Source organism: Xanthomonas campestris pv. phormiicola (assembly GCA_025666215.1).
Classification (GTDB): Bacteria; Pseudomonadota; Gammaproteobacteria; order Xanthomonadales; family Xanthomonadaceae; genus Xanthomonas_A; species Xanthomonas_A campestris_A.
Window position 1 is genome coordinate 2,448,772 of sequence record CP102593.1, and the last position, 21,893, is coordinate 2,470,664.

17 protein-coding genes are annotated in these 21,893 nt (G+C 70.3%); 5 read left to right on the top strand and 12 right to left on the bottom strand.

The features are described from left to right. The first annotated feature begins 5 nt into the window (after positions 1 to 5). A complete protein-coding gene (gene gyrA, locus NRY95_10265; GenBank protein UYC18305.1) occupies positions 6 to 2,846 on the top strand; it encodes a DNA gyrase subunit A in 2,841 nt (946 codons plus the stop codon). 489 nt (positions 2,847 to 3,335) lie between these two features. Further along, entirely contained in the window at positions 3,336 to 5,813 is a 2,478-nt protein-coding gene (locus NRY95_10270; GenBank protein UYC18306.1) for a membrane-bound PQQ-dependent dehydrogenase, glucose/quinate/shikimate family, read from the top strand. Positions 5,814 to 6,144: 331 nt separating this feature from the next. Here the strand turns inward: NRY95_10270 and NRY95_10275 are convergent, their stop codons facing one another. Then, the gene (locus NRY95_10275; protein ID UYC18307.1) at positions 6,145 to 6,999 is read right to left on the bottom strand and encodes a hypothetical protein; all 855 of its coding nucleotides are present in this window, start codon (positions 6,997 to 6,999) and stop codon (positions 6,145 to 6,147) included. 144 nt (positions 7,000 to 7,143) lie between these two features. Here NRY95_10275 and NRY95_10280 point away from each other — a divergent pair, with 144 nt between their 5' ends. Next, on the top strand, positions 7,144 to 7,551 hold the full coding sequence (locus NRY95_10280) for a hypothetical protein (protein ID UYC18308.1): 408 nt from the start codon (positions 7,144 to 7,146) through the stop codon (positions 7,549 to 7,551). A gap of 228 nt (positions 7,552 to 7,779) precedes the next feature. Here the strand turns inward: NRY95_10280 and NRY95_10285 are convergent, their stop codons facing one another. The 11 genes from NRY95_10285 to hutI all read right to left on the bottom strand — a co-directional run bounded on the left by NRY95_10285 (position 7,780) and on the right by hutI (position 19,596). Beyond that, complete coding sequence (locus NRY95_10285; GenBank protein ID UYC18309.1) at positions 7,780 to 8,172, bottom strand: DUF3037 domain-containing protein; 393 nt, start codon at positions 8,170 to 8,172, stop codon at positions 7,780 to 7,782. Further along, a complete protein-coding gene (locus NRY95_10290; protein ID UYC18310.1) occupies positions 8,150 to 8,926 on the bottom strand; it encodes an aminotransferase class I and II in 777 nt (258 codons plus the stop codon). Before NRY95_10290 ends, NRY95_10285 begins: the two co-directional genes overlap by 23 nt. A gap of 127 nt (positions 8,927 to 9,053) precedes the next feature. Further along, complete coding sequence (locus NRY95_10295; GenBank protein ID UYC18311.1) at positions 9,054 to 9,680, bottom strand: TetR/AcrR family transcriptional regulator; 627 nt, start codon at positions 9,678 to 9,680, stop codon at positions 9,054 to 9,056. After that, positions 9,680 to 9,937: an acyl-CoA-binding protein gene (locus tag NRY95_10300; GenBank protein ID UYC18312.1), complete on the bottom strand. Its 258-nt coding sequence runs from the start codon at positions 9,935 to 9,937 to the stop codon at positions 9,680 to 9,682. The genes NRY95_10295 and NRY95_10300 overlap by 1 nt, the downstream gene beginning before the upstream one ends. Positions 9,938 to 10,033: 96 nt before the next feature. Then, positions 10,034 to 10,762, bottom strand: a complete 729-nt coding sequence (locus NRY95_10305; protein ID UYC18313.1) for a hypothetical protein — start codon at positions 10,760 to 10,762, stop codon at positions 10,034 to 10,036. Between the two features lie 154 nt (positions 10,763 to 10,916). After that, on the bottom strand, positions 10,917 to 12,344 hold the full coding sequence (locus NRY95_10310; GenBank protein UYC18314.1) for a hypothetical protein: 1,428 nt from the start codon (positions 12,342 to 12,344) through the stop codon (positions 10,917 to 10,919). A 104-nt stretch (positions 12,345 to 12,448) separates the two neighbouring features. Then, positions 12,449 to 13,567 carry a glycosyltransferase gene (locus tag NRY95_10315; GenBank protein UYC18315.1) on the bottom strand — a complete coding sequence of 373 codons (1,119 nt, stop codon included), beginning with the start codon at positions 13,565 to 13,567 and terminating at the stop codon, positions 12,449 to 12,451. Between the two features lie 662 nt (positions 13,568 to 14,229). Further along, entirely contained in the window at positions 14,230 to 15,897 is a 1,668-nt protein-coding gene (locus NRY95_10320) for a urocanate hydratase (GenBank protein ID UYC18316.1), read from the bottom strand. Next, positions 15,894 to 16,742, bottom strand: coding sequence for an N-formylglutamate deformylase (gene hutG / locus NRY95_10325; GenBank protein ID UYC18317.1), 849 nt, complete (start codon positions 16,740 to 16,742; stop codon positions 15,894 to 15,896). Before hutG ends, NRY95_10320 begins: the two co-directional genes overlap by 4 nt. Positions 16,743 to 16,855: 113 nt before the next feature. Next, on the bottom strand, positions 16,856 to 18,397 hold the full coding sequence (hutH, locus tag NRY95_10330) for a histidine ammonia-lyase (GenBank protein ID UYC18318.1): 1,542 nt from the start codon (positions 18,395 to 18,397) through the stop codon (positions 16,856 to 16,858). Then, positions 18,394 to 19,596 carry an imidazolonepropionase gene (gene hutI, locus NRY95_10335; protein UYC18557.1) on the bottom strand — a complete coding sequence of 401 codons (1,203 nt, stop codon included), beginning with the start codon at positions 19,594 to 19,596 and terminating at the stop codon, positions 18,394 to 18,396. The genes hutH and hutI overlap by 4 nt, the downstream gene beginning before the upstream one ends. 63 nt (positions 19,597 to 19,659) lie before the next feature. On the opposite strand from hutI, the gene NRY95_10340 reads away from it, so the two are divergent. Together NRY95_10340 and hutC are read left to right on the top strand one after the other, a co-directional pair. Further along, positions 19,660 to 21,057: a formimidoylglutamate deiminase gene (locus NRY95_10340; protein UYC18319.1), complete on the top strand. Its 1,398-nt coding sequence runs from the start codon at positions 19,660 to 19,662 to the stop codon at positions 21,055 to 21,057. 40 nt (positions 21,058 to 21,097) lie between these two features. Then, a complete protein-coding gene (hutC, locus tag NRY95_10345) occupies positions 21,098 to 21,829 on the top strand; it encodes a histidine utilization repressor (GenBank protein ID UYC18320.1) in 732 nt (243 codons plus the stop codon). Positions 21,830 to 21,893: the final 64 nt, after the last annotated feature.

Here is a 21,893-nt window from a genome sequence, read left to right on the forward strand (position 1 = left end):
CCCGAATGGCAGAATCCGCCAAGGAAATCATCCAGGTCAACCTGGAAGACGAGATGCGCAAGAGCTACCTCGATTACGCGATGAGCGTGATCGTGGGGCGTGCCCTCCCGGATGCGCGCGACGGCCTCAAGCCGGTGCATCGCCGCGTGTTGTTCGCGATGAACGAGCTGGGCGCGCACAGCAACAAGCCCTACTACAAGTCGGCGCGTATCGTCGGCGACGTCATCGGCAAGTACCACCCGCACGGCGACCAGTCGGTGTACGACACGCTGGTGCGCATGGCGCAGCCGTTCTCGCTGCGCTACCTGATGGTGGATGGGCAGGGCAACTTCGGCTCGGTCGACGGCGACTCCGCGGCGGCGATGCGCTACACCGAGGCGCGCATGTCGCGCCTGGCCCACGAGATGATGGCCGACATCGACAAGGAAACCGTCGATTTCCAGCCCAACTACGACGAGAAGGAACTGGAGCCGACGGTCATGCCGACCCGGTTCCCGAGCCTGCTGGTCAACGGCTCGGCCGGCATCGCGGTGGGCATGGCGACCAACATCCCGCCGCACAACCTGACCGAATCGATCAACGCCTGCCTGGCGCTGATCGACAATCCGCAGATCGACGTCGACGGGCTGATGGAATACCTCCCCGGCCCGGATTTCCCCACCGCCGGCATCGTCAACGGCACCAGCGGCATCGTCGCCGGCTACCGCACCGGCCGCGGCCGCGTGCGCATGCGCGCCAAGGCCGAGATCGAGATCCAGGACAACGGCCGCGAGGCGATCGTGGTCAACGAGATCCCGTACCAGGTCAACAAGGCGCGGCTGATCGAGAAGATCGCCGAGCTGGTCAAGGAAAAGAAGCTCGAAGGCATCAGCGAGCTGCGCGACGAGTCCGACAAGGACGGCATGCGCATCTACATCGAGATCAAGCGCGGCGAAGCCGCCGATGTGGTGCTGAACAACCTGTACCAGCAGACCCAGATGGAGTCGGTGTTCGGCATCAACATGGTGGCGCTGGTCGATGGTCGCCCGCAGCTGCTGAACCTCAAGCAGATGCTGGAGGCGTTCGTCCGCCACCGCCGCGAAGTGGTCACCCGCCGCACCATCTTCGAACTGCGCAAGGCGCGCGCCCGCGCGCACATCCTCGAAGGCCTGACCGTCGCGCTCGCCAACATCGACGAGATGATCGAGCTGATCAAGACCTCGGCCAACCCGACCGAGGCGCGCGAGCGCATGCTGGCCAGGCGCTGGGACGCGGGCCTGGTCGGCGCGCTGCTCGGCGCCGCCGGCGCCGATGCCTCGCAGCCGGAAGACCTGCCGGCCGGCGTCGGCCTGCTCGCCGACGGCTACCAGCTGACCGACGTGCAGGCCTCGCAGATCCTGGAAATGCGCCTGCACCGCCTGACCGGGCTGGAGCAGGAGCGCCTGACCGAGGAATACAAGCAGTTGCTGGAAGCGATCGCCGGGCTGATCCGGATCCTGGAAAACCCCGACGTGCTGCTGCAGGTGATCCGCGAGGAGCTCATCAGCATCCGCGAGGAATACGGCGATGCGCGCCGCACCGAGATCCGCCACAGCGAGGAAGACCTCGACATCCTCGACCTGATCGCGCCGGAAGACGTGGTGGTGACGCTGTCGCATGCCGGTTACGCCAAGCGCCAGCCGGTCAGCGCCTACCGTGCGCAGCGCCGCGGCGGCCGTGGCCGCAGCGCCGCGGCGACCAAGGAAGAGGATTTCATCGACCAGCTGTGGCTGGTCAACACCCACGACACGCTGCTGACCTTCACCAGCAGCGGCAAGGTGTTCTGGCTGCCGGTGTACCAGCTGCCCGAGGCCGGCCCGAACGCGCGCGGCCGCCCGATCATCAACTGGATCCCGCTGGAGAACGGCGAGCGCGTGCAGGCGGTGCTGCCGGTGCGCGAGTACGCCGACGGCCGCTACGTGTTCTTCGCCACCCGCAACGGCATGGTCAAGAAGACCCCGCTCAGCGAGTTCGCGTTCCAGCTGCGCCGCGGCAAGGTCGCGATCAACCTGGACGAGGGCGATGCCCTGGTCGGCGTGGCGCTCACCGACGGCGAGCGCGACGTGCTGCTGTTCGCCTCCAACGGCAAGACCGTGCGCTTCTCCGAACGGCCCAAGGACGACGAAGCCGAGGACGGCGCCATCGAAGAGGGCGCAGGCGACGACAGCGTGGACGATGACGCCGCGCTGGCCGAGGTGGCCGAGGACGGCGACGACGCGCGCAGCCCGCGCCGCAAGAGCCGCGGCGGGGTCAAGCCGACCGGCCGCAGCAGCCGCGGCGTACGCGGCATCAAGCTGGCCAGGAGCGAATACGTGGTCAGCCTGATCGTGGCCGAGCCGGCCGAGGGCCAGGACGAGGATGCCGAGGACGTCGAGACCGCGCTGGAGACGGAGGCCGACCTCGAGGCCGAGGCCGTGGCGCGCAACGGCGACGAGCCCGATGCCTACATCCTCACCGCCACCGAGAACGGCTACGGCAAGCGCACCCCGCTGGCCGAGTACCCGCGCAAGGGCCGCGGCACGCAGGGCGTGATCGGCATCCAGACCAGCGAGCGCAACGGCAAGCTGGTCGGCGCGGTGCTGCTGAGCACCAGGGACGAGGTGTTGCTGATCTCCGATGGCGGCACCCTGGTGCGCACCCGCGCCTCGGAAATCTCCCGCGTCGGCCGCAACACCCAGGGCGTGACCCTGATCCGCCTGTCCAAGGGCGAGAAGCTGCAGGCGGTGGAGCGCCTGGACGGATCGCTGGCCGAGGAAGAGCCGGTCGAGCCGATCGTGGGCGAAGACGGCAGCGTCGAGGTCACCAGCGAGTTGCCGCCGGAAAGCTGATCGCGCAAGCGACATGCACCCGACGACGCCGGCGCACTGCCGGCGTCGTCGTTTCTGGCGCGGCGGGCGCGTGGCAGTGATGACGCCTCCATGCACGCATGCCCGTCGCAGGTTGCGCCGATGGCGCCCGCAATGGAGAACACGCTCGCGAGCAGGCGCGGAGCAAGCCCCTCTCCCCCCGGGAGAGGGGGTGGGGTGAGGGTACGGCGCGAAAAGCGCCTCGCGGATTTGGGTGCATGAGGCTGCGCCCGCACCCTCATCCGGCCCTGCGGGCCACCTTCTCCCCAAAAGGGGGGCCATGGTCCCGACGGATGACGGGCGAGGGCTGCGGCCCATGGCCATGCAAGCCGTATCGAGCAAAACACATGCCGCCGTGTGCCGTGATAGAACGCACGCCGTTCACTGCCGGCTTGGGATAACGGTGCGCGGCGCGATCGCGCCCATGCCGCGGCGGATGTTCCGCGCGGCGGTTTCCTCTGAGGAATGGCAATGAACGATCTTGATCGAACGGGGCATCGCAGCGCCTGGCCGCTGCTGCTGCTGGGCGGCGCCTGCGCGCTGATCGGCCTGGTGCTTGCGGCCGGCGGCGTGTGGCTGCTGGCGCTGGGCGGCTCCTGGTACTACCTGGTCGGCGGGCTGGGCCTGCTGCTGTCGGGCGTGCTGCTGATGCGCGGCCGGCGTGGCGGCGCGGTGTGGTTCGCGGCGACCTTCGCGTTGACGCTGCTGTGGGCGGCCTGGGAATCCGGTGCCGACTATTGGCGCTGGGTGCCGCGCATGGGCCTGATGGTGTTCCTGGGCCTGCTGTTGGCGCTGCTGCTGCCGCGGCTGGACCGCCCGGTGCCGCACGGCGTCTCGCGTGGCTTGGCCGGCGCACTGGCGCTGGTGTTCGTGGTCGCCTTCGCGCTGGCCTTCGTGCCGTACGGCGTGACCGAGGCCGACGGCATGCTCGCGCACGCCGCGGGCATGGCGGCGGCGATCACCGCGCCGCGTGCCGGCGTGCAGCCTGCCGAGGCGCCGGTCGATGCCGACTGGGCCGCCTACGGGCGCGACAATGCCGGCAGCCGCTATACGCCGCTGCGGCAGATCACTCCCGGCAACGTGGCGCAATTGCAGACCGCGTGGACCTTCCGCACCGGCGACCTGCCGGCCAAGCGCTGGGGCGCGGAGACCACGCCGCTGAAGATCGGCGACAGCCTGTACCTGTGCACCGCGCGCAACCAGCTGATCGCGCTGGATGCGCGCAGCGGGCAACAGCGCTGGCGCTACGATCCCAAGGTCGCGGACAAGGCGATTCCGTACACCGCCGCCTGCCGCGGGGTCAGCTACTACCAGGTGCCGGACGCGGCGAATGCGCCGCCGGCACCGGCGCGGGACGGCAGCGTGGCCCCGGTCGCGCTGGAAGGCGAGCCGCGCGCCTGCCGCAGCCGCATCATCGAGGGCACCCTGGACGGCCGCCTGATCGCGGTCGATGCCACCAGCGGCAAGCCCTGCGAAGACTTCGGCGCGCACGGCCAGGTCGACATCACCGCCGGCATGGGCGAGACGCCGCCGGGCTACGTCTCGATTAACTCGCCGCCGACCATCGTCCGCGGCGTGGTCGTCACCGGCCATCAGGTGCTGGACGGGCAGCAGCGCTACGAGCCGTCGGGCGTGATCCAGGGGTTCGATGCGGTGACCGGACAGCTGCGCTGGGCCTGGGACATGACCCATCCGGAATGGAACGGGGCACCGCCGCCGGGACAGAGCTGGACCCGCGGCACGCCGAACATGTGGACCTCGGCGGCCGGCGACGAGCAACTCGGCTATGTCTACCTGCCGATGGGCAACTCCACCGCCGACTACTGGAGCAGCTCGCGTACCGCGCCCGAGGACCGCTACGCGACCTCGCTGGTGGCGCTGGACGTCGCCACCGGCAAGCCGGTGTGGAACTTCCAGACCACGCATATCGACGTGTGGGACTACGACCTGGGCTCGCAGCCGACGCTGGTGGATTTCCCGCACGACGGCGCCAAGGTGCCGGCGGTGGTCTTGTCCAGCAAGCAGGGCGAAATCTACGTGCTGGATCGGCGCAGCGGCAAGCCCTTGGTCGGGGTCGAGGAACGCGCGGTACCCGGCGGCGGCGTCGAGCCGCAGCGCCGTGCCAGGACCCAGCCGTTCTCGCTGTACCACTCGCTGCGCAAGCCGGACCTGACCGAGCGCGACATGTGGGGCATCACCCCGATCGATCAGTTGGTCTGCCGCATCCAGTTCCGCAGCGCCAGCTACAAGGGCATCTACACCCCGCCGCAGGCCGATCGCCATTCGATCGAGTATCCCGGCTACAACGGCGGCTCGGACTGGGGCAGCGTCGCGGTGGACCCGCGGCGCGGCGTGATCGTGGCCAACTACAACGACATGCCGAACTACAACCTGCTGGTGCCGCGGGCCAAGGCCGACCAACTGGGCTGGGCGCCGCGCGGCCAGGTGCGCGGCGACGCCGGCGGTGCCGAAGGCGCGGGCGATCCGCAGGCGGGCACGCCGTACGCGATCGACGTCAATGCCGGCTGGCGCCTGTCGTTCACCGGTTTGCTGTGCAAGCAACCGCCGTACGGCGGCATCCGCGCGATCGACCTGGCCAGCGGCAAGACCCTGTGGGACCGCCCGCTGGGCAGCGCCCGCGGCAATGGTCCGTTCGGCATCCATTCCGGCTTGCCGATCGAGATCGGCACGCCGAACAACGGCGGCGCGGTGGTCACCGCCAGCGGTCTGATCTTCATCGCCGCCACCACCGACGACATGATCCGCGCGATCGATCTGGCCACCGGCAAGACCGTCTGGCAAGCCAAGCTGCCGGCCGGCGGCCAGGCCACGCCGATGCTCTATGCGGTCGACGGCCGCGAGTACCTGGTGATCATGGCGGGCGGCCATCACTTCATGGAGACCAAGAAGGGCGACTACGTGATCGCCTATGCGTTGCCGGCGTCATAGCCCACGCCAAGGCTGCGTTGTGCGGCGTGCGGGATCCGCCCCGCCGTCGCGAAGCTGGTGCGGCGATGTGCGGTGCGCCATGTGTGGCAGAGACATTGCCGCACATGGTGCGCGTCGCGTGCGGGTGCGGCAAAACGGAGGGAGGGCAAAATCGTGTCGAGTCCCGGGAAAACGCGAATCGGCGTGCGCCGTTGCGGCGTTTCGATCGCAGATTCACGGTAAGCGATGGCGTTGTGGGAGCGACTTCAGTCGCGACGGGCTCTACCGGTAGTGCCTGTCGCGACTGAAGTCGCTCCCACAGGTGTGCCTGCACGCGAACTGCGGCGGCCAGCTACTCCAACTGCTCGCGCGCGAACGCCGCATCCAGCGCTTCCATCGCATCGCGCGGCTTGAGCTTGGCCGCTGTCTCGAACTCGCCTGCTGCCGCGTCCTCGCGCTTGTCGCCGTGCAGCAGCAACAGCACGTTGGCGTATTCGACGTGCGCGATCGGCGCATCCGGAGTGAGCTTCAGCGCCTGCTGGATGTGCTGCTCGGCGGTCGCGGCCTTGGCGCCGTAGGTGAGTCCGCCGATCATCGCGCCGACCTTGCCGATGATCTCGGCGTGGTACAGCGCCAGCGCCATGTGCGCCTCGGCGTGCTTGGGTTCCAGTTCCAGCGCGGCCTCCAGCGATTGCCGCACCTTGCCGGCGATGCCTTGCTTGAGCGCCTTGACGATGCTCAGCCCCTGGCTGTAACGGCCCAGCGCGAACGCGTGGCGATAGTGGCTGTTGGCCTCGTCCGGCAATGCGCCGATCGCCGCCTCGGCCAGCGTCGCGGCCTGCTGCAGGCGCTGCAGTTTTTCCTTGTCGTCCTCGACCAGGTAGCTGGCGTGGATGCCGAGCGCCTTGACCGCGACCGACGCGCCGAACACGCCCAGCGCCTGTCCGGCGGTATAGGCCTGCTGGAACCGGCCCTGGTGGAAGGCGCGCCAGGCTTCGAGCAGGGCCGCCGACAGCGTGTCGGCGTCGTGGCCCTTGCCGGCCTTGCCGGCGGCGGCGAGCAGCGCCTGCGCGCGCGCCGGGTCCGGGTAGGGTTCGCGGTCGCCGGCGTGCAGCTTCGGCCAGGCTTTCTTCAACGCCTCGCCCGGATAGGCGTAGGCCTTGGCGTCGTGCGGAAACGGCGCCCATGCGGTCGGTTTTGCTGCCATGCCTGGCCTCCCTGGAGTTCGCGCCGAGCATGGCGCCGCGATGGCGGCCTGGCAAGCTGCGCTGCGGATAGTGTGTTTGCTCAAGCCGCTGCCGCCAGCATGCGTCGCACCGATGCCGCTGTCGGCATCCTAAGGAGACCTGCGATGGCGACGAAGAAGCGTTCCACCTCTGCCCCCCGATCCGATACCCTGGCGCCGCGGCACCTGTGGCTGGCCGGCCTGGGCCTGGTATCGCTGACCCGCAAGCGCGCGCTGGCCGCGGCCGCCGATGCCGCCAGCGGCGCGACCAGGTTGAAGGCGCTGGTGGCGCAGCTGGCCGATGGCGCCGAAAGCAGCGTGCGCGAAGGCGCCGCGGCGCTGCGCGGCCAGGTGCAGCCGTTGAGCGCCGAGGTCGAGGCGCGGCTGCAGCCGGTGCTGGTCAAGCTCGGCCTGCAACCCAAGCCGCGTGCCACGCCGCGCAAACGTCCGGCGGCGACCAGGACCGTCAAGCGCGCGACCAGGAAGACCGCTGCGCCGCGCCGCCCGGCCAAGCGCAGCGCACGCTCGCAGTAACCGCGAACGACGCTGTCGCTGGACGTGGGAGCGCTTCGGGTGCGGGCACCGCGATCCAAGTGCCGCGTCCTGCATTCTGTCGCGGCTGAAGCCGCTCCCGCAGGAACCTGCGGCGAGCCTGCCGGGTGCCCTGCGGGAGGGACGTCAGTCCCGACTGCGACCGGAGCCGGCAAGGTCCGCCGCTGCGCTCGTCGCGACTGACGTCGTGATTGAAAAGACGTTGGCGAGCTAGCGCGGCGTCCTGACCATGCGCGCGAGCAGATGCTCGACCACGCGCTCGGGCTGGGTGGTGCGGCCGACGTGCGCCGAGGACATCTGGATGATGGAGCTGCGCCGCGCGGTCAGCCAGTGGAAGCGCGCGCGTGGCGGCAGCAGCGCGATCGGGCCGGCATCGGCGTCGCCGCGGCAGATCGCCGGGATCGCGTCGAGGTAGGGGCGCAGGCGTTCGATGTCCAGGGTCGGGTCCAGCGCGTGCAGCCGTGCCGGCGCCAGTTCGATCGTCGCATGCAGCAGTTTGGAGGTCGGGCACGACACGATCACCCCGACGTTGACGAATTCCTCGCGCTCCACCCGCGGCACCACGCGGATGACCGCATAGTCATACGTGTGCAGCGTGGGCACGGAGCGCCTCCTCGACGAACGCCGCGCGCAGTACCAGCCGCTGCTTGAGATAATCGGCATAGGCCTGGCGATGCGCGTCCACGCTCGCGAAGCTGGCTTCGGCCTGCAGCCATGCGTCCGGGATCTGCGCCACGATCGCGTCGATGACCGCATCGGTCAGCCGCGGCGCCAGGTCCGCGTCGGCCTGGGCGATGGCGCTGGCGTAGGGCAGCAGCACGTGGTCGCGGATGCGCGCGAACGGCGAGGCGCAGGCGCTGCCGGCATGCTCCCAGTCGTGGTGGAAATACAGCGCTGCGCCGTGGTCGATCAGCATCAGCTTGCCGTGCCAGACCATCAGGTTGGTATTGCGCGCGGTGCGGTCGACATTGGTGACGAAGGCGTCGAACCAGACGATCGCCGAGGCCAGCGCCGGGTCCGGGCGCAAGGCGGCCGGATCGTAGTTGATCGCGCCGGGCAGGTAGTTCAGGGCCAGGTTCAGGCCCTCGCTGGCGCGGATCAGGTCCTGGATCTCCGGATCCGGTTCGGTGCGCGCGAACTCGCGGTCGAGCAGCGCGAACACCAGTTCCGGCATCGGCAGGCCCAGCGCGCGCGCCAGTTCGCCGCCCAGCAGTTCGGCGATCAACGCCTTCGGACCTTGGCCGGCGCCGCGGAACTTCAGCACGTACAGGCCGTCGTCGTCGGCCTCGACCACCGCCGGCAGCGAGCCGCCTTCGCGCAGCGGGGTCACGTAGCGGGTGGCGACGACGGTTCTCACGCGGATTCCGGGCGGCGAGGGCAAGGCGGCAAGCCTAGCCGATGCCGGCGGCGCTTGGCGAATCGATGCGCGCGGCGCATCTGGCAGCTGGCATCGCCGTCGCCCACTGGCGGGACGCGTTCCCCGCTCAGTCCAGATAGGCCTGCATCAGCGTGGCCAGGTGCGCGCGCTCGGCCTCGCGCAGGAACGGACTGATCAGCAGCATCACCTGCACGATGCCATGGCGGATCGCCAGTTGCTCGTCCTTCTCGCCGCGCGCGGCGGCGTAGTTGAGCCAGAACGTGGCCACCACCAGCACGTTGGTGGCGATGCCGCCCAGTTCCTGCGCGGTGGCGCGCATCGTCCCGGCCTGCGCCAGGCCCTGGAACACCGCCTGGGTGCTGTCGTCGGCGCGGCGCAGGATGCGCGCGAAGCGCAGGCGCAGGCGCCGGCTGCGGCTGAGGATCTCGATCAGGTCGCGGTACAGGAAGCGGTAGTCCCAGATGCACTCGAACACCAGGTGCAACTGCAGCCAGATGTCCTCCAGCCCGGGCAGGCGCGCGCTCGGCAAGGCCAGCGCCGCGTCCATGCGCTCTTCGTAGCGCGCGAACAGGTGCTCGATGATGTCGTCCTTGTTGCGGAAGTGGTAGTACAGATTGCCCGGGCTGATCTCCAGCTCGTCGGCGATATGGTTGGTGGTGACGTGCGGCTCGCCCTGCGCGTTGAACATCGCCAGGGCCGTGTCGAGGATGCGCCGGCGGGTGTCGCGCGCCATCAGGCCAGCAGCTTCTTCACCAGGTCCACGTACTTCTTCTGCGCCTCGGCCTGCGGCATGCCCTTGAGCTTGGCCCAGGCCTCGTACTTGGCGGTGCCGACGAAGTCGAAGAAACCGGGCTTGGCGCCGGCGACGTCGCCTTCGGCGCCCTGTTTGTACAGCGCGTACAGGCGCAGCAAGGTGTCGTTGTCGGGACGCTCTTCGCGCTGCTTGATGTCCTTGGCCGCTTTCTCGAAGGCCGCCTTGATGTCTGCCATGTCGCTGCTCCCACCCGGATCGGGACGCATCACAGCACGCGCGACCGGTCCGGTCAACGCGGGCGCCACGGCGCGCGTTCGCCCGGTGGTGGTGCCTCAGGCGACCGGTGCCGCGTGCAGTTCCGCGCTGGCCTGGGTCTGCGCCTGCCGCGCCAGCGAGGCCTTGGCGGCGATCGAGCGGATGGCGTCGGTGACGTCGGCGAGCGGGACGTGGCTGCTCAGGCGCTGGAAGGTGTCGCGGCTGTTGTAGCCGGAGCCGTCCTTCAGATATTGCTCGTACATCGCCAGCAATTCGGTGCAGGCCGCGGTCAGCGTGTCCACGTTGCCCCTGGCCAGGGCGTGGCCGATCTGGTCCAGGCTGTGCAGGCAGTCGGAGAGCCAATGCAGGTCGTAGCGCGCGCTGCTCAGCTCCGGCGCGTTGTGGCCGCGGCTGTAGGCGCTGTAACGGCGGATGCTCCGGGCGACCCGCGCCACGTGCGCGAGCAGCGTGCCGATCTCCGCGGAGATGTCCAGGCGTTCCATCACCAGGATCGGCACCGGTGGCCGCTCCACGGCCTGCTCGGCCGGTAGCGCTTCCTGCGCCTGCAGTTCCAGCGTCTGCCGCAGGCTGGCGTAGGCCTGTTGCAGCGCCTCCAGCTCGCGCGCGCTGACGGCCGCACGCGCCTTCATCTGCGACAGCGCGGCCTGGTGGCGGGCCAGGCTGTCCTGCACGCTCGCCTGTTGCTGTTGCTCGCGGCGCCAGCGGCCGAAGAAGATCCAGGCAAGAACGGTGGCGGTGATCGCCCAGAGCACGACGGCGGGAGCCAGATAGATCAGGATGCCCATGAAGGCTCCTCGAAACGTTGCATCTCATGTCGGCGCTGGGCCGACGATCTTGAGCCCGAGTGTCGCAAGGCGTGACCGCGTTCCATTTGCGCACCGTTCGCACGATCCGGGTGGCCGCGGTGCGTCGCCCGGCAGCGTGGCGGCGTGGCCTGGGCTATTTGCCCAGCCTGGTCAGGACCGCGTTGATCGCGTATTCCTCGGGCACCTGCCCGGTGCAGCCGCCGGCACGCCGATAGACGCAGTAGGCCTTGCTGGAGCACCCCAGCAGCGCGTATTCCGGGGCCAGCGGCGGGGCCTGTGCGACCGACAGCACGGTGTCGTAGGCGCTGCGGTAACGCAATGCGGCGGCGTGGTCGTCGCGCGTGTCGAACAGGTAGATCGGGGTCTGGCGACCGTACAGGGCGTAGGCGGCGCTCAGCGGATTCGGCGGCCGGTACAGCGCCATTCCACAGGTTTTGGGGTCGGCGCCGGCCAGTTGCATCGCCGCGATCAAGGGGCGCCCGGATTTCCAGTAGCGTTTCACCGGCCCGGTGCTGGCCACCAGCAGCGAGGCCAGCAGCCACAGCAGCAGCGCCTGCCCGCACAGGCGCCGCAGGCGCAGTGCGTCGCCAGCGGCGCGGCGCTGCAGCGCGTCGACGGTGCCGAACGCGGCCAGCACCACCAGCAGCGTGGTGGACAGCAGGACGAAGCGGTATTCCTTGTGCGGGATCAACGAATGCATCGACAGGTTGACCAGCGCCACCGCCAGCAGGACCGGGTAGCGCCGCGCGCCGAGGATGGCCAGCGGCACGATGCCCAGCGCCGCCAGCCGCCACTGGTTGCAGATCCGGGTCAGATACCAGTACGCCGGTCTGGTGCCGAAGCTGGCGCTTTTCTGCTCCACCAGGTTGATGTGGAAGTTGGCGTAGATCCAGCGCAACGGCGGCTGTCCTGCGACCAGCATGTCCACCGCCGCATCCACGCCCAGGCCGAGCAGGCCACCGGCCGCCAGCCATAGCCAGGCGCGCCAGCGCAGGCCGCAGGCCCAGGCCGCGAGCACGAACAGCGCCGGCGCCAGCTGGAAGCGCGCCGAGAAGCACAGACCGAGCAGCAGCCCGGCGCCTGCGTAGGTGGCCCGGGTGCGCTGCGCCAACGGCCGCGTGAGCAACAGCGCGGCCGGAAAGAACAGCGCCATCGCCACCGGTTCGGACATCGCCCGCGGCCCGAAATAGACCAGTTCGGCCCAGATCGCGGCGACCACGCCGGCCATCGCGCCATGCAGCCGCGACAGGCGCAGCCCCATGGCGGTGGCGCAGGCGACGGTGGACAGCGACAGCAGCACCAGCATCAGGCGCGGCAATGCCAAGGTCAGGCTGCCGTCGGGCGCCAGCCAGGCGCCCAGCTGCATCGGCATGGCCAGCAAGGCGGGGATCAGCCAGGTGCGGATGCCGTCGCGGTATTCCCACGCCACCACCCAGTGCCCGAACACCAGGCGATGCGCCGGTTCCAAGTATTGCCAGATCTCGTCGGGGTGGTGGTAGTTGCTCGGCACCATCGCCAGCAGCCGCAGCAGCAGGGCCAGCCCCAGCACGCCTGCGAACATGCGCCGGTCGGTGGACCACCACCCCGCCAGGCGCGAGACGCGCGGCGTGCTGGCGACGGGCGGCCGCAGTCGGGCCGCAGGCGAACCGGACACGGGCGCGTGCATCAGCGCGGCGACACGCGCAGCTCGACGACCGCCACCGCCGCGGCTTGCGGCGGATTCAATGTCGAGGACCACGCCGTGCGCTTGGCCGCGTGATAGTTCCACAACGCGGCGGCCACGCTGCCGGCGCCCGCGGCCAGTGCCCAGTTGACGCCGGCCGCGTGCAACGCCCAGCCGATGCTTTCGTTGACCAACGCACCGACCATGCAGGCCAGATAGAACATCAGCAGGCCGCTGAGCATGCGTGCGCCGCGCAGGCGGCAGTGGCGGAATGTGAGGATGTTGTTCATCAGGAAATTGCAGGTCATCGCCGCCATGATCGCCACCAGTTGCCCGGCCCAGAACGGGCAACCGGCGTGCAGCAGCGCCCACAGCGACGTCAGATGCACCGCCAGGCCGCCCAGTCCGACCGCGAAGAACAAGGCCATCTGCGCCGGCAGCAGGCCGCGCGTGCGCTTTTCCAGCAGCAGGGTCAGCAGGTCGGCCACCACGCGCGGATCCATCTTGGACACGCCGCCGCGGCGCTCGCCCAGTTGCGTGGGCACTTCAGCGGTGTTCGGGCGGCGGCGGCCGGAAGCCACCACGTCCACCAGGATCTTGAAGCCGAGCCCGGACAGGCGCGGACGCACGCCGGTGTACCAGTCGCGGGTCATCGCAAAGCAGCCGCTCATCGGATCAGCCAGCCGCGCGCCGAGCAGCAATTGGGTCAGGCGTACCGCACCGCGGCTCATCGCATGCCGCACCCGGCCCAGCCCGGAGCTGCGGCTGTGCAGATAGCGGCTGGCCACCACGACGTCCTGTCGGCCCTGCTCGAGGAGCCGGAACATCTGCGCGATCAGGCGCGGATCGTGCTGGCCATCGCCGTCCATGATCGCCAGGTACTGTCCATGCGCCGCATCCCATCCGGCGATCGCCGCGGAGGCCAGCCCTCGGCCTTCGCGCCGGCGCAGCAGACGGATCTGGGGCGTGTGCGTGGCACAGGCGAGCACCGCCTGCGCGGTGAGCTCGTCGTGCGAATCGTCCACCACCACGATCTCGTGATCGATGCCGGCCAGCGTTGTGGAGAGTTCGCCCAGCACGCCAGCGATGGCGTCGGATTCGTCCAGCGTGCAGATCACCACGGACAGACTTGGACCAGAAGAACAGGGGGAAGCGGTGCCGATGGACGACATGGAGGGCCTTGGCGGACTGGAGTTCGCCGAAGGTTCAAAACCGCCTGTTGCGCTCGATTGGCGAATTGCGCCGCCCGCTGCGATGCGCCAGCACGTGACGGCGCGTGGCATCCGCAAAGTCGCCGCCGATCCGCCCGCGACCCTTGTGCCTGCAATCGATCGGCGTCCTTACGGCGCGTGCGCGGGCATGGCCGAAAAGCTTGAATCGCCCCTGACTGCTGCGACCGGCATCCTCTCCAGGCCGACAGCCACACAGCGCTATTGCCCGTATTTGCGCAATGTGAACAGGTACGGGATTGGCGCGACGATGTCCGCCCCGTGGCGAATACGGGCGCAGCAGCGGCGACCTGCGACGCAATGCCAGGGTCGTGGGCCGGTGTCGGTCGGCCGCCGGGTTCGCTTGCCGTGTACGGCGTGCCGTTTTGTGTCAGACCTGTTGCAACTGGCCGACGCGGTCCTCCAGCGGCTCGCGCAGCCCAGCGTCGGGATCGGCCGCGCGTTCCTGTGCGGGGAGCCCACGGATGCTTGCGATGAGAGCCGCCGCGCCATGAAACCCCCTTGCGGGGGCGATGCGCACTCCGCTGCCTCGTGGCGCTTGCCGGGCTCTCGCCTCAGCCCGGAATGCCCGGCAGATCCAGTCCCTTGTCCTTGGCGCAGTCGATCGCGATGGCGTATCCGGCATCGGCATGCCGCATCACCCCGCTGGCCGGGTCGTTCCACAGCACGCGCGCGATGCGCTTGGCCGCCGCCTCGCTGCCGTCGCAGACGATGACCATGCCGGCGTGCTGGGAGAAGCCCATGCCGACGCCGCCGCCGTGGTGCAGCGAGACCCAGGTGGCGCCGCTGGCGGTGTTGAGCAGGGCGTTGAGCAGCGGCCAGTCGGAGACGGCGTCGGAGCCGTCGGCCATGGCTTCGGTCTCGCGGTTGGGCGAGGCGACGCTGCCCGAATCCAGATGGTCGCGGCCGATCACCACCGGCGCCTTCAGTTCGCCGTTGGCGACCATTTCGTTGAACGCCAGGCCCAGGCGGTCGCGATCGCCCAGGCCGACCCAGCAGATGCGCGCCGGCAGACCCTGGAACTTGATCTTCTCGGCGGCCATGTCCAGCCAGCGGTGCAGGTGCGGGTTGTCCGGGATCAGCTCCTTGACCTTGGCATCGGTCCTGGCGATGTCCTCCGGATCGCCGGACAGCGCCGCCCAGCGGAACGGGCCGATGCCGCGGCAGAACAGCGGGCGGATGTAGGCGGGGACGAAGCCGGGGAAGTCGAAGGCATTCTCGACGCCTTCTTCCAGTGCCATCTGCCGCAGGTTGTTGCCGTAGTCCACGGTCGGCACGCCGAGCGCGTGGAAGGCGAGCATGGCGCGGATGTGGTTGGCCATCGAGTCGCGCGCGGCGGCTTCCACCTCCTTCGGTGCGGACACGCGCTTTGCGTCCCATTCCTCCACCGTCCAGCCCTGCGGCAGGTAGCCGTTGACCGGGTCGTGCGCGGAGGTCTGGTCGGTCAACAGGTCCGGCTTGACCCCGCGGACCAGCAGTTCGTCCAGCACGTCGGCGACATTGCCGAGCAGGCCGACCGACAGCGGTTTCTTCGCCGTGCACGATTCCTCGATCAGGCGCAGCGCTTCGTCCAGGTCGTCGGTCCAGGTGTCCAGGTAGCCGGTGCGCAGGCGCATCTCGATGCTGCTCTTGCGACATTCCACCGCCAGGCACGAGGCGCCGGCCATCACCGCGGCCAGCGGCTGCGCGCCGCCCATGCCGCCCAGGCCGCCGGTGAACAGCCACTTGCCGGCCAGGCTGCCGGCGTAGTGCTGGCGGCCCATCTCGACGAAGGTCTCGTAGGTGCCCTGGACGATGCCTTGCGCGCCGATGTAGATCCAACTGCCGGCGGTCATCTGCCCGTACATGGCCAGGCCCTTTTTATCGAGCTCGTTGAAGTGGTCCCAGGTGGCCCAGCGCGGCACCAGGTTGGAATTGGCGATCAGCACGCGCGGCGCATCGGCGTGGGTGCGGAACACGCCGACCGGCTTGCCGGATTGCACCAGCAGGGTCTGGTCGTCGTCCAGGCGCCTGAGCGCGGCCACGATCGCGTCGAAGGATTCCCAGTCGCGCGCGGCGCGGCCGATGCCGCCGTACACCACCAGTTCCTGCGGGCGTTCGGCCACGTCCGGATGCAGGTTGTTCATCAGCATGCGCAGCGGCGCTTCGGTCAGCCAGCTCTTGCAGGTGAGGGTGCTGCCGGTGGGCGCGTGGATCGTGCGGGTGGTGTCGAGACGGGTCATGCGGCGCTCCGGGAGTGGGCGAATTCGAGGCAGGACGCGAGCACCTGCTGCAGCGTGCGGCGCAGCGGTGCGGCGTGGTCGGGGTCCAGCGGCGTGGGCCAGTGGCGCTCGTCCACGCACGCGGGTTCGTGCATGTAGCCGCGGCAGGCCAGCTCCATCTGCAGCGTGTGCACGCCGCCGGGAATATCGCTGTAATGGCGGGTGATGTAGCCACCCTTGAAGCGGCCATTGCGCACATGGCGCATGCCGCTCGTCGCGCACAGCTGCTCGACCGCGTCGGTCAGCGCGTTGTCGCAACTGCTATCGGGCGCGCCGGTCGGGCCGGCCGTGCCGATGTTGAACTGCGGCAGCTCGCCCTCGAACAGGTGCGGGATATGCGAGCGGATCGAATGCGCGTCGTACACCACCACGGTGCCGTGGATCGCGCGCAGGCGGGCGATCTCCGCGGCCAGCGCGGCGTGGTAGGGCGCGAACCAGGTGTCGCGGCGGCGGGCGATTTCCGCCTCGTCCGGGCCGGCGCCGTCGCGGTACAGCGGCTGGTTGTCGAAGGTGGTCAGCGGGCACAGGCCGGTGGTGTTCTGGCCCGGGTACAGCGAGACGCCGCTGGGATCGCGATTGAGATCGATCACCGAGCGCGACACCGCCGAGCGCAGCGTGGTGGCACCCAGGTCGCGCGCGAATGCGTACAGCTCGTGCACCCACCAGTCCGCATCGCGGCGTGCCAGCCACGGCGAGACGAAGCGCTCGGTCAGTGCGTCCGGCAGCTCGGTGCCGGTGTGCGGGAAGCTGACGATCAGTGGCGCATCGCCGCGGTGCAGGGTGAGCCAGTCGGGGAGGGACGTCATGCAGAGCCTCGCTTTTTTGCAGGAGCGGCTTCAGCCGCGACCGCAGATATCCGGGAAAGCCCGGTCGCGGTTGAGGTGATGGCCCGAGGCCACCCAGCACCGCTGCTACAGGGTCATGATCCGGACATTGCATCGGGCAGGGACACATCGACCGCCTCCGCCAGCGTGCCATCGCGCACCAGCGCCGTGGCGGCCAGCATGTCCGGATGGAAATAGCGGTCGTCCTGCAGCGTCGGCACCTGCGCGCGCAGCAGCGTGCGCGCCGCTTCCAGCGCGGCGCTGGAGGTCAGCGGCGCATGGAAGTCGCAGCCCTGCGCGGCGGCCAGCAGTTCGATGCCGACCACGTTGGCCGCGTTCTCGGCCATCGCCAGCAGGCGCCGCGCGCCATGCGCGGCCATCGACACGTGGTCTTCCTGGTTGGCCGAGGTCGGGATCGAATCGACGCTGGCCGGGTAGGCGCGCTGCTTGTTCTCCGACACCAGCGCGGCGGCGGTGACCTGCGGGATCATGAAGCCTGAGTTGAGCCCGGGCTTCGGAGTCAGGAACGCCGGCAGCCCGGACAGTGCCGGATCCACCAGCATCGCCACGCGGCGTTCGCTGATCGAGCCGATCTCGCACACCGCCAGCGCCAGCATGTCGGCGGCGAAGGCCACCGGCTCGGCATGGAAATTGCCGCCGGACAGCGCCTCGCCGGATTCGCTGAACACCAGCGGATTGTCGGACACGCCGTTGGCCTCGATCGCCAGCGTGGTCGCGGCCTGGCGCATCACGTCCAGCGCCGCGCCCATCACCTGCGGCTGGCAGCGCAGGCAGTACGGATCCTGCACGCGCACATCGTTGTCGCGGTGCGAATCGCGGATCGCCGAGCCGTGCATCAGTGCGCGCAGCGCGGCGGCGGTGGCGATCTGCCCGCGCTGGCCGCGCAAGGCGTGGATGCGTGGATCGAACGGGGTGTCCGAGCCCTTGGCCGCTTCGGTGGACAGCGCGCCGGCGACCAGCGCGGCATGGAACACGCGCTCGATCTCGAACAGCCCGGCCAACGCGTAGGCGGTGGAGTACTGGGTGCCGTTGAGCAGCGCCAGGCCTTCCTTCGCGCCCAGCGCCAGCGGCTGCAGCCCGGCCAGCGCCAGCGCCTGCGCGGCGGGCAGGCGCTGGCCGCCGACGAAGGCCTCGCCGACCCCGATCATCACCGTGGCCAGGTGCGCCAGCGGCGCCAGGTCGCCGGAGGCGCCGACCGAGCCTTGGCACGGCACCACCGGTATCACGTCGTGGCGCAGCAGCGCTTCCAGCAGCGCCAGCGTGGCCGGGCGCACGCCGGAGGCGCCCTGCGCCAGGCTGGCCAGCTTCAGCGCCAGCATCAGCCGCACCACCGGCACCGGCATCGGCTCGCCGACCCCGGCCGCATGCGAGAGCACGATATTGCGCTGCAAGGTGTCCAGGTCCTCGCGCTCGATGCGCACGCTGGCCAGCTTGCCGAAGCCGGTGTTGATGCCGTACACCGGCGCGCCCTTGGCGACGATCGCCTCCACCGTCTGCGCGCTGCGCAGCACAGTCTCGGCGCAGGCCGGATCCAGGCGCACGCCGGCGCCGCGGTACACGGCGCGCCACTGCGCCAGGCTCACTGCGCCCGGGCGCAGCACGATCGCGTTGCTCATTGTCCCCTCCAGATGCGCGCATGCAGCGGGTTGAAGCCCATGCGGTAGACCAGTTCGGCCGGTTGTTCGATGTCCCAGATCGCCAGGTCGCAGCGCAGCCCGGCGCGCAGCCGGCCGACCTGCTCCTGGCGTCCCAGCGCGCGCGCCGCTTCGCGGGTGAAGCCGGCGATGCATTCGGCCACGCTCATGCGGAACAGCGTCGCCGCCAGGTTCATCGCCAGCAGCGGGCTGGTCAGCGGCGAGGTGCCGGGATTGCAGTCGGTGGCCAGCGCACGCGGCACGCCGGCGGCGCGCAGCGCGGCGATCGGCGGCAGCTGCGTGTCGCGGGTGAAGTAGAACGCGCCCGGCAGCAGCACCGCCACGGTGCCAGCCGCGGCCATCGCGGCCACGCCGGCGTCGTCGAGGTATTCCACGTGGTCGGCCGAGCGTGCGCCGTAGCGCGCCGCCAGCGCCGCGCCGCCCTGGTTGGACAGCTGCTCGGCATGGATCTTCAGCGCCAGGCCATGCCGCTGCGCGGCCTGGAACACCTGCTCGGTCTGCGCCGGGCTGAAGGCCAGGTGCTCGCAGAACACGTCCACCGCCTCGGCCAGGCCCTGCGCGGCGACTTCGGGGATCATCCGTTCGCAGACGTCGTCGATGTAGGCCTGCGCCTCGGCGCCGGGGGGCACCGCGTGCGCGCCGAGGAAGGTCGGCGCCACCGCCACCGGGCGCAGTTCGCCCAGGCGCCGCGCCACCCGCAGCAGGCGCAGTTCGTCGTCCAGGGTCAGCCCGTAGCCCGACTTGATCTCCACCGTGGTCACGCCTTCGGCGAGCAGCGCGTCCAGCCGCGGCAGGCTGGCGGCGAGCAATGCGGCCTCGTCGGCGGCGCGGGTGGCGCGCACGGTGGCGACGATGCCGCCGCCGGCGCGGGCGATGTCGGCGTAGCTGGCGCCGAGCAGGCGTTGCTCGAACTCGCCGGCGCGGTTGCCGGCGTAGACCAGGTGGGTGTGGCAGTCGATCAGGCCCGGGCCGATCCAGCGCCCGCCGCAGTCGACGCTGCGCAGCGCGGCCAGCGGCTCCGGCAGCGCCGCGGCGGCGCCGGCATAGACGATGCGTCCGTCGCGGCAGGCGACCACGCCGTCGCGGACCAGGCCCAGCCCGCCGTCGTCGGCGTCCAGGGTCATCAGGTGAGCGTTGTGCCAGAGCGTGTCGCAGGGCATGGTCACGGGCGAGCTTGTCGGTTATTTTGTATATACAATATTGTGGTCGACGGAGGGTGTCCAGTGCAGACCCTGGCGCAGCAACAGGCAGGCGGGAACGAGGCGGCGAGCGGTTTCTGGTGCGCGCAGGCGCTGCTGCCGGAGGGCTGGGCGCGCGACGTGCGGATCGAGGTGCGTGGCGGGCGCATCGCCGCGGTGCAGTCCGGCGTGGCCGCGGCGTCCGCCGACCACACGCTGGCGATCGCCGTGCCCGGGCTGGGCAACCTGCACAGCCACGCGTTCCAGCGCGGCATGGCCGGGCTGACCGAAGTCGGCGGCCGCAGCGGCGACAGTTTCTGGAGCTGGCGCGAGCTGATGTACCGCTTCCTGCAGCGGCTGGACCCGGACAGCATGCAGGCCATCGCCGAGCAGGCCTACGTGGAGATGCTCGAGGCTGGCTTCACCCGCGTCGGCGAATTCCACTACCTGCACCACGCCGCCGATGGCCGGCCGTACGCCGACCGCGCCGAGATGGCGCAGCGCCTGGCCGCCGCCGCGCAGAGCATCGGCATCGGCCTGACCCTGCTGCCGGTGTTCTACGCGCATGCCGATTTCGGCGGCGCCGCGCCGAATCCGGCGCAGCGGCGGCTGATCCACGACGTGGACGGTTACGCCGAACTGCTCGACGGCAGCCGCCGCGCGCTGCGCGGCCTCGACGACGCGGTGCTGGGCATCGCGCCGCACAGCCTGCGCGCGGTGACCCCGGACGAACTGGCCGCGCTGCTGCCGCTGTGCGACGGGCCGGTGCACATCCACATCGCCGAGCAGACCCGCGAGGTCGAGGCCTGCCTGGCCTGGAGCGGGCAGCGGCCGGTGCAGTGGTTGCTGGCGCATGCGCCGGTGGACCCGCGCTGGTGCCTGGTCCATGCCACCCACGTCGACGCCGCCGAACTGCAGGCCATCGCCAGCAGCGGCGCGGTGGTCGGCCTGTGCCCGATCACCGAAGCCAACCTCGGCGACGGGCTGTTCCCGATGCGCGCGTTCGGCGACGCCGGCGGGCACTTCGGTGTGGGCTCGGATTCCAACGTGCTGATCGATGCGGCCGAGGAACTGCGCCTGCTCGAATACGGCCAGCGCCTGCAGCTGCGCGGCCGCAATGTGCTTGCCGGCGACGCCGCGCCATCCAGCGGGCGTTTTCTGTTCCAGTCCGCGGCGCAAGGCGCAGCGCAGGCGCTGGGTGTGGCGCAGGGCCTGCAAGTGGGCGCGCCGGCCGATCTGGTCGAGCTGGATCCTGCGCATCCGGCGCTGTGCGCACGCAACGGCGACGCCTTGCTGGATAGCTGGATCTTCGCCGCGCGGCGCGGCGCGGTGCGTTCGGTCTGGCGCAACGGTCGCGCACTGGTGCGCGACGGCCGCCATCATCGCCGCGATGCGGTCGCTGCGGCTTATGCGCGCGCGCTGACCGCGCTGTTGGACGCATGATCCGGCGCCGTCTGCCGCACGCCGCTGCGCAGGGCCGCCGATGAGCCAGCCCCGGCCCGCGGCGACGCTCAACCACCGCATCCGCAGCGATATCGAAGGCCGCATCCGCAGCGGCGAATGGCCGCCGGGCCACCGCATCCCGTTCGAGCACGAACTGATGGCGCAGTACGCCTGCTCGCGGATGACGGTCAACAAGGTGCTGGCGCTGCTCGCCGACGCCGGCATGATCGAGCGCCGGCGCCGCGCCGGTTCGTTCGTGGCGCGGCCGCATCCGCACATGGAACAGGTGGCGCTGGAGATTCCCGACATTCCGGTCGAGGTCGCCGCGCGCGGCCATGCCTACCGCTTCGAACTGCTGGATCGGCGCCAGCGCGCGCCGCGTGACGCACTGCCGCAGGAGGCCGAGGTCGCCGCCGCCGGCACGCTGCTGTCGCTGCATTGCCTGCACTACGCCGACGGGCGCCCGTTCGCGCTGGAGGAGCGGGTGATCAATCCGGTGGCGGTGCCGGAAGCGCTGCAGATGGATTTCGCGGTGGTCGTGCCCGGCAGCTGGCTGCTGCAGCACGTGCCGTGGACCCGCGCCGAGCACCGCATCAGCGCGGTCGGCGCCAACCCCGCGCAGGCGGCGCGGCTGCAGGTGGCGGCCGGCACCGCCTGCCTGCTGATCGACCGGCAGACCTGGCGCGGCGAGCAGGCGGTGACCTTCGTGCGCCAGGTGTTCCTCGGCGACACCTACGACCTGGTGGCGCGGTTCTCGCCGGGCGCGCGCTGAGTCCGGCGCGACAGGCGAAACCTCGCGCGTCGGCGGCGATCGATGCTGCGCCGCGGCGCGCCGC

Coding starts and splice junctions, on each gene's coding strand:
- gyrA (UYC18305.1), top strand. CDS start 6: ATGGCAGAATCCGCCAAGGAAATCATCCAGGTCAACCTGGAAGACGAG.
- NRY95_10270 (UYC18306.1), top strand. CDS start 3,336: ATGAACGATCTTGATCGAACGGGGCATCGCAGCGCCTGGCCGCTGCTG.
- NRY95_10275 (UYC18307.1), bottom strand. CDS start 6,999: ATGGCAGCAAAACCGACCGCATGGGCGCCGTTTCCGCACGACGCCAAG.
- NRY95_10280 (UYC18308.1), top strand. CDS start 7,144: ATGGCGACGAAGAAGCGTTCCACCTCTGCCCCCCGATCCGATACCCTG.
- NRY95_10295 (UYC18311.1), bottom strand. CDS start 9,680: ATGGCGCGCGACACCCGCCGGCGCATCCTCGACACGGCCCTGGCGATG.
- NRY95_10300 (UYC18312.1), bottom strand. CDS start 9,937: ATGGCAGACATCAAGGCGGCCTTCGAGAAAGCGGCCAAGGACATCAAG.
- NRY95_10305 (UYC18313.1), bottom strand. CDS start 10,762: ATGGGCATCCTGATCTATCTGGCTCCCGCCGTCGTGCTCTGGGCGATC.
- NRY95_10310 (UYC18314.1), bottom strand. CDS start 12,344: ATGTTCGCAGGCGTGCTGGGGCTGGCCCTGCTGCTGCGGCTGCTGGCG.
- NRY95_10320 (UYC18316.1), bottom strand. CDS start 15,897: ATGACCCGTCTCGACACCACCCGCACGATCCACGCGCCCACCGGCAGC.
- hutG (UYC18317.1), bottom strand. CDS start 16,742: ATGACGTCCCTCCCCGACTGGCTCACCCTGCACCGCGGCGATGCGCCA.
- hutH (UYC18318.1), bottom strand. CDS start 18,397: ATGAGCAACGCGATCGTGCTGCGCCCGGGCGCAGTGAGCCTGGCGCAG.
- hutI (UYC18557.1), bottom strand. CDS start 19,596: ATGCCCTGCGACACGCTCTGGCACAACGCTCACCTGATGACCCTGGAC.
- hutC (UYC18320.1), top strand. CDS start 21,098: ATGAGCCAGCCCCGGCCCGCGGCGACGCTCAACCACCGCATCCGCAGC.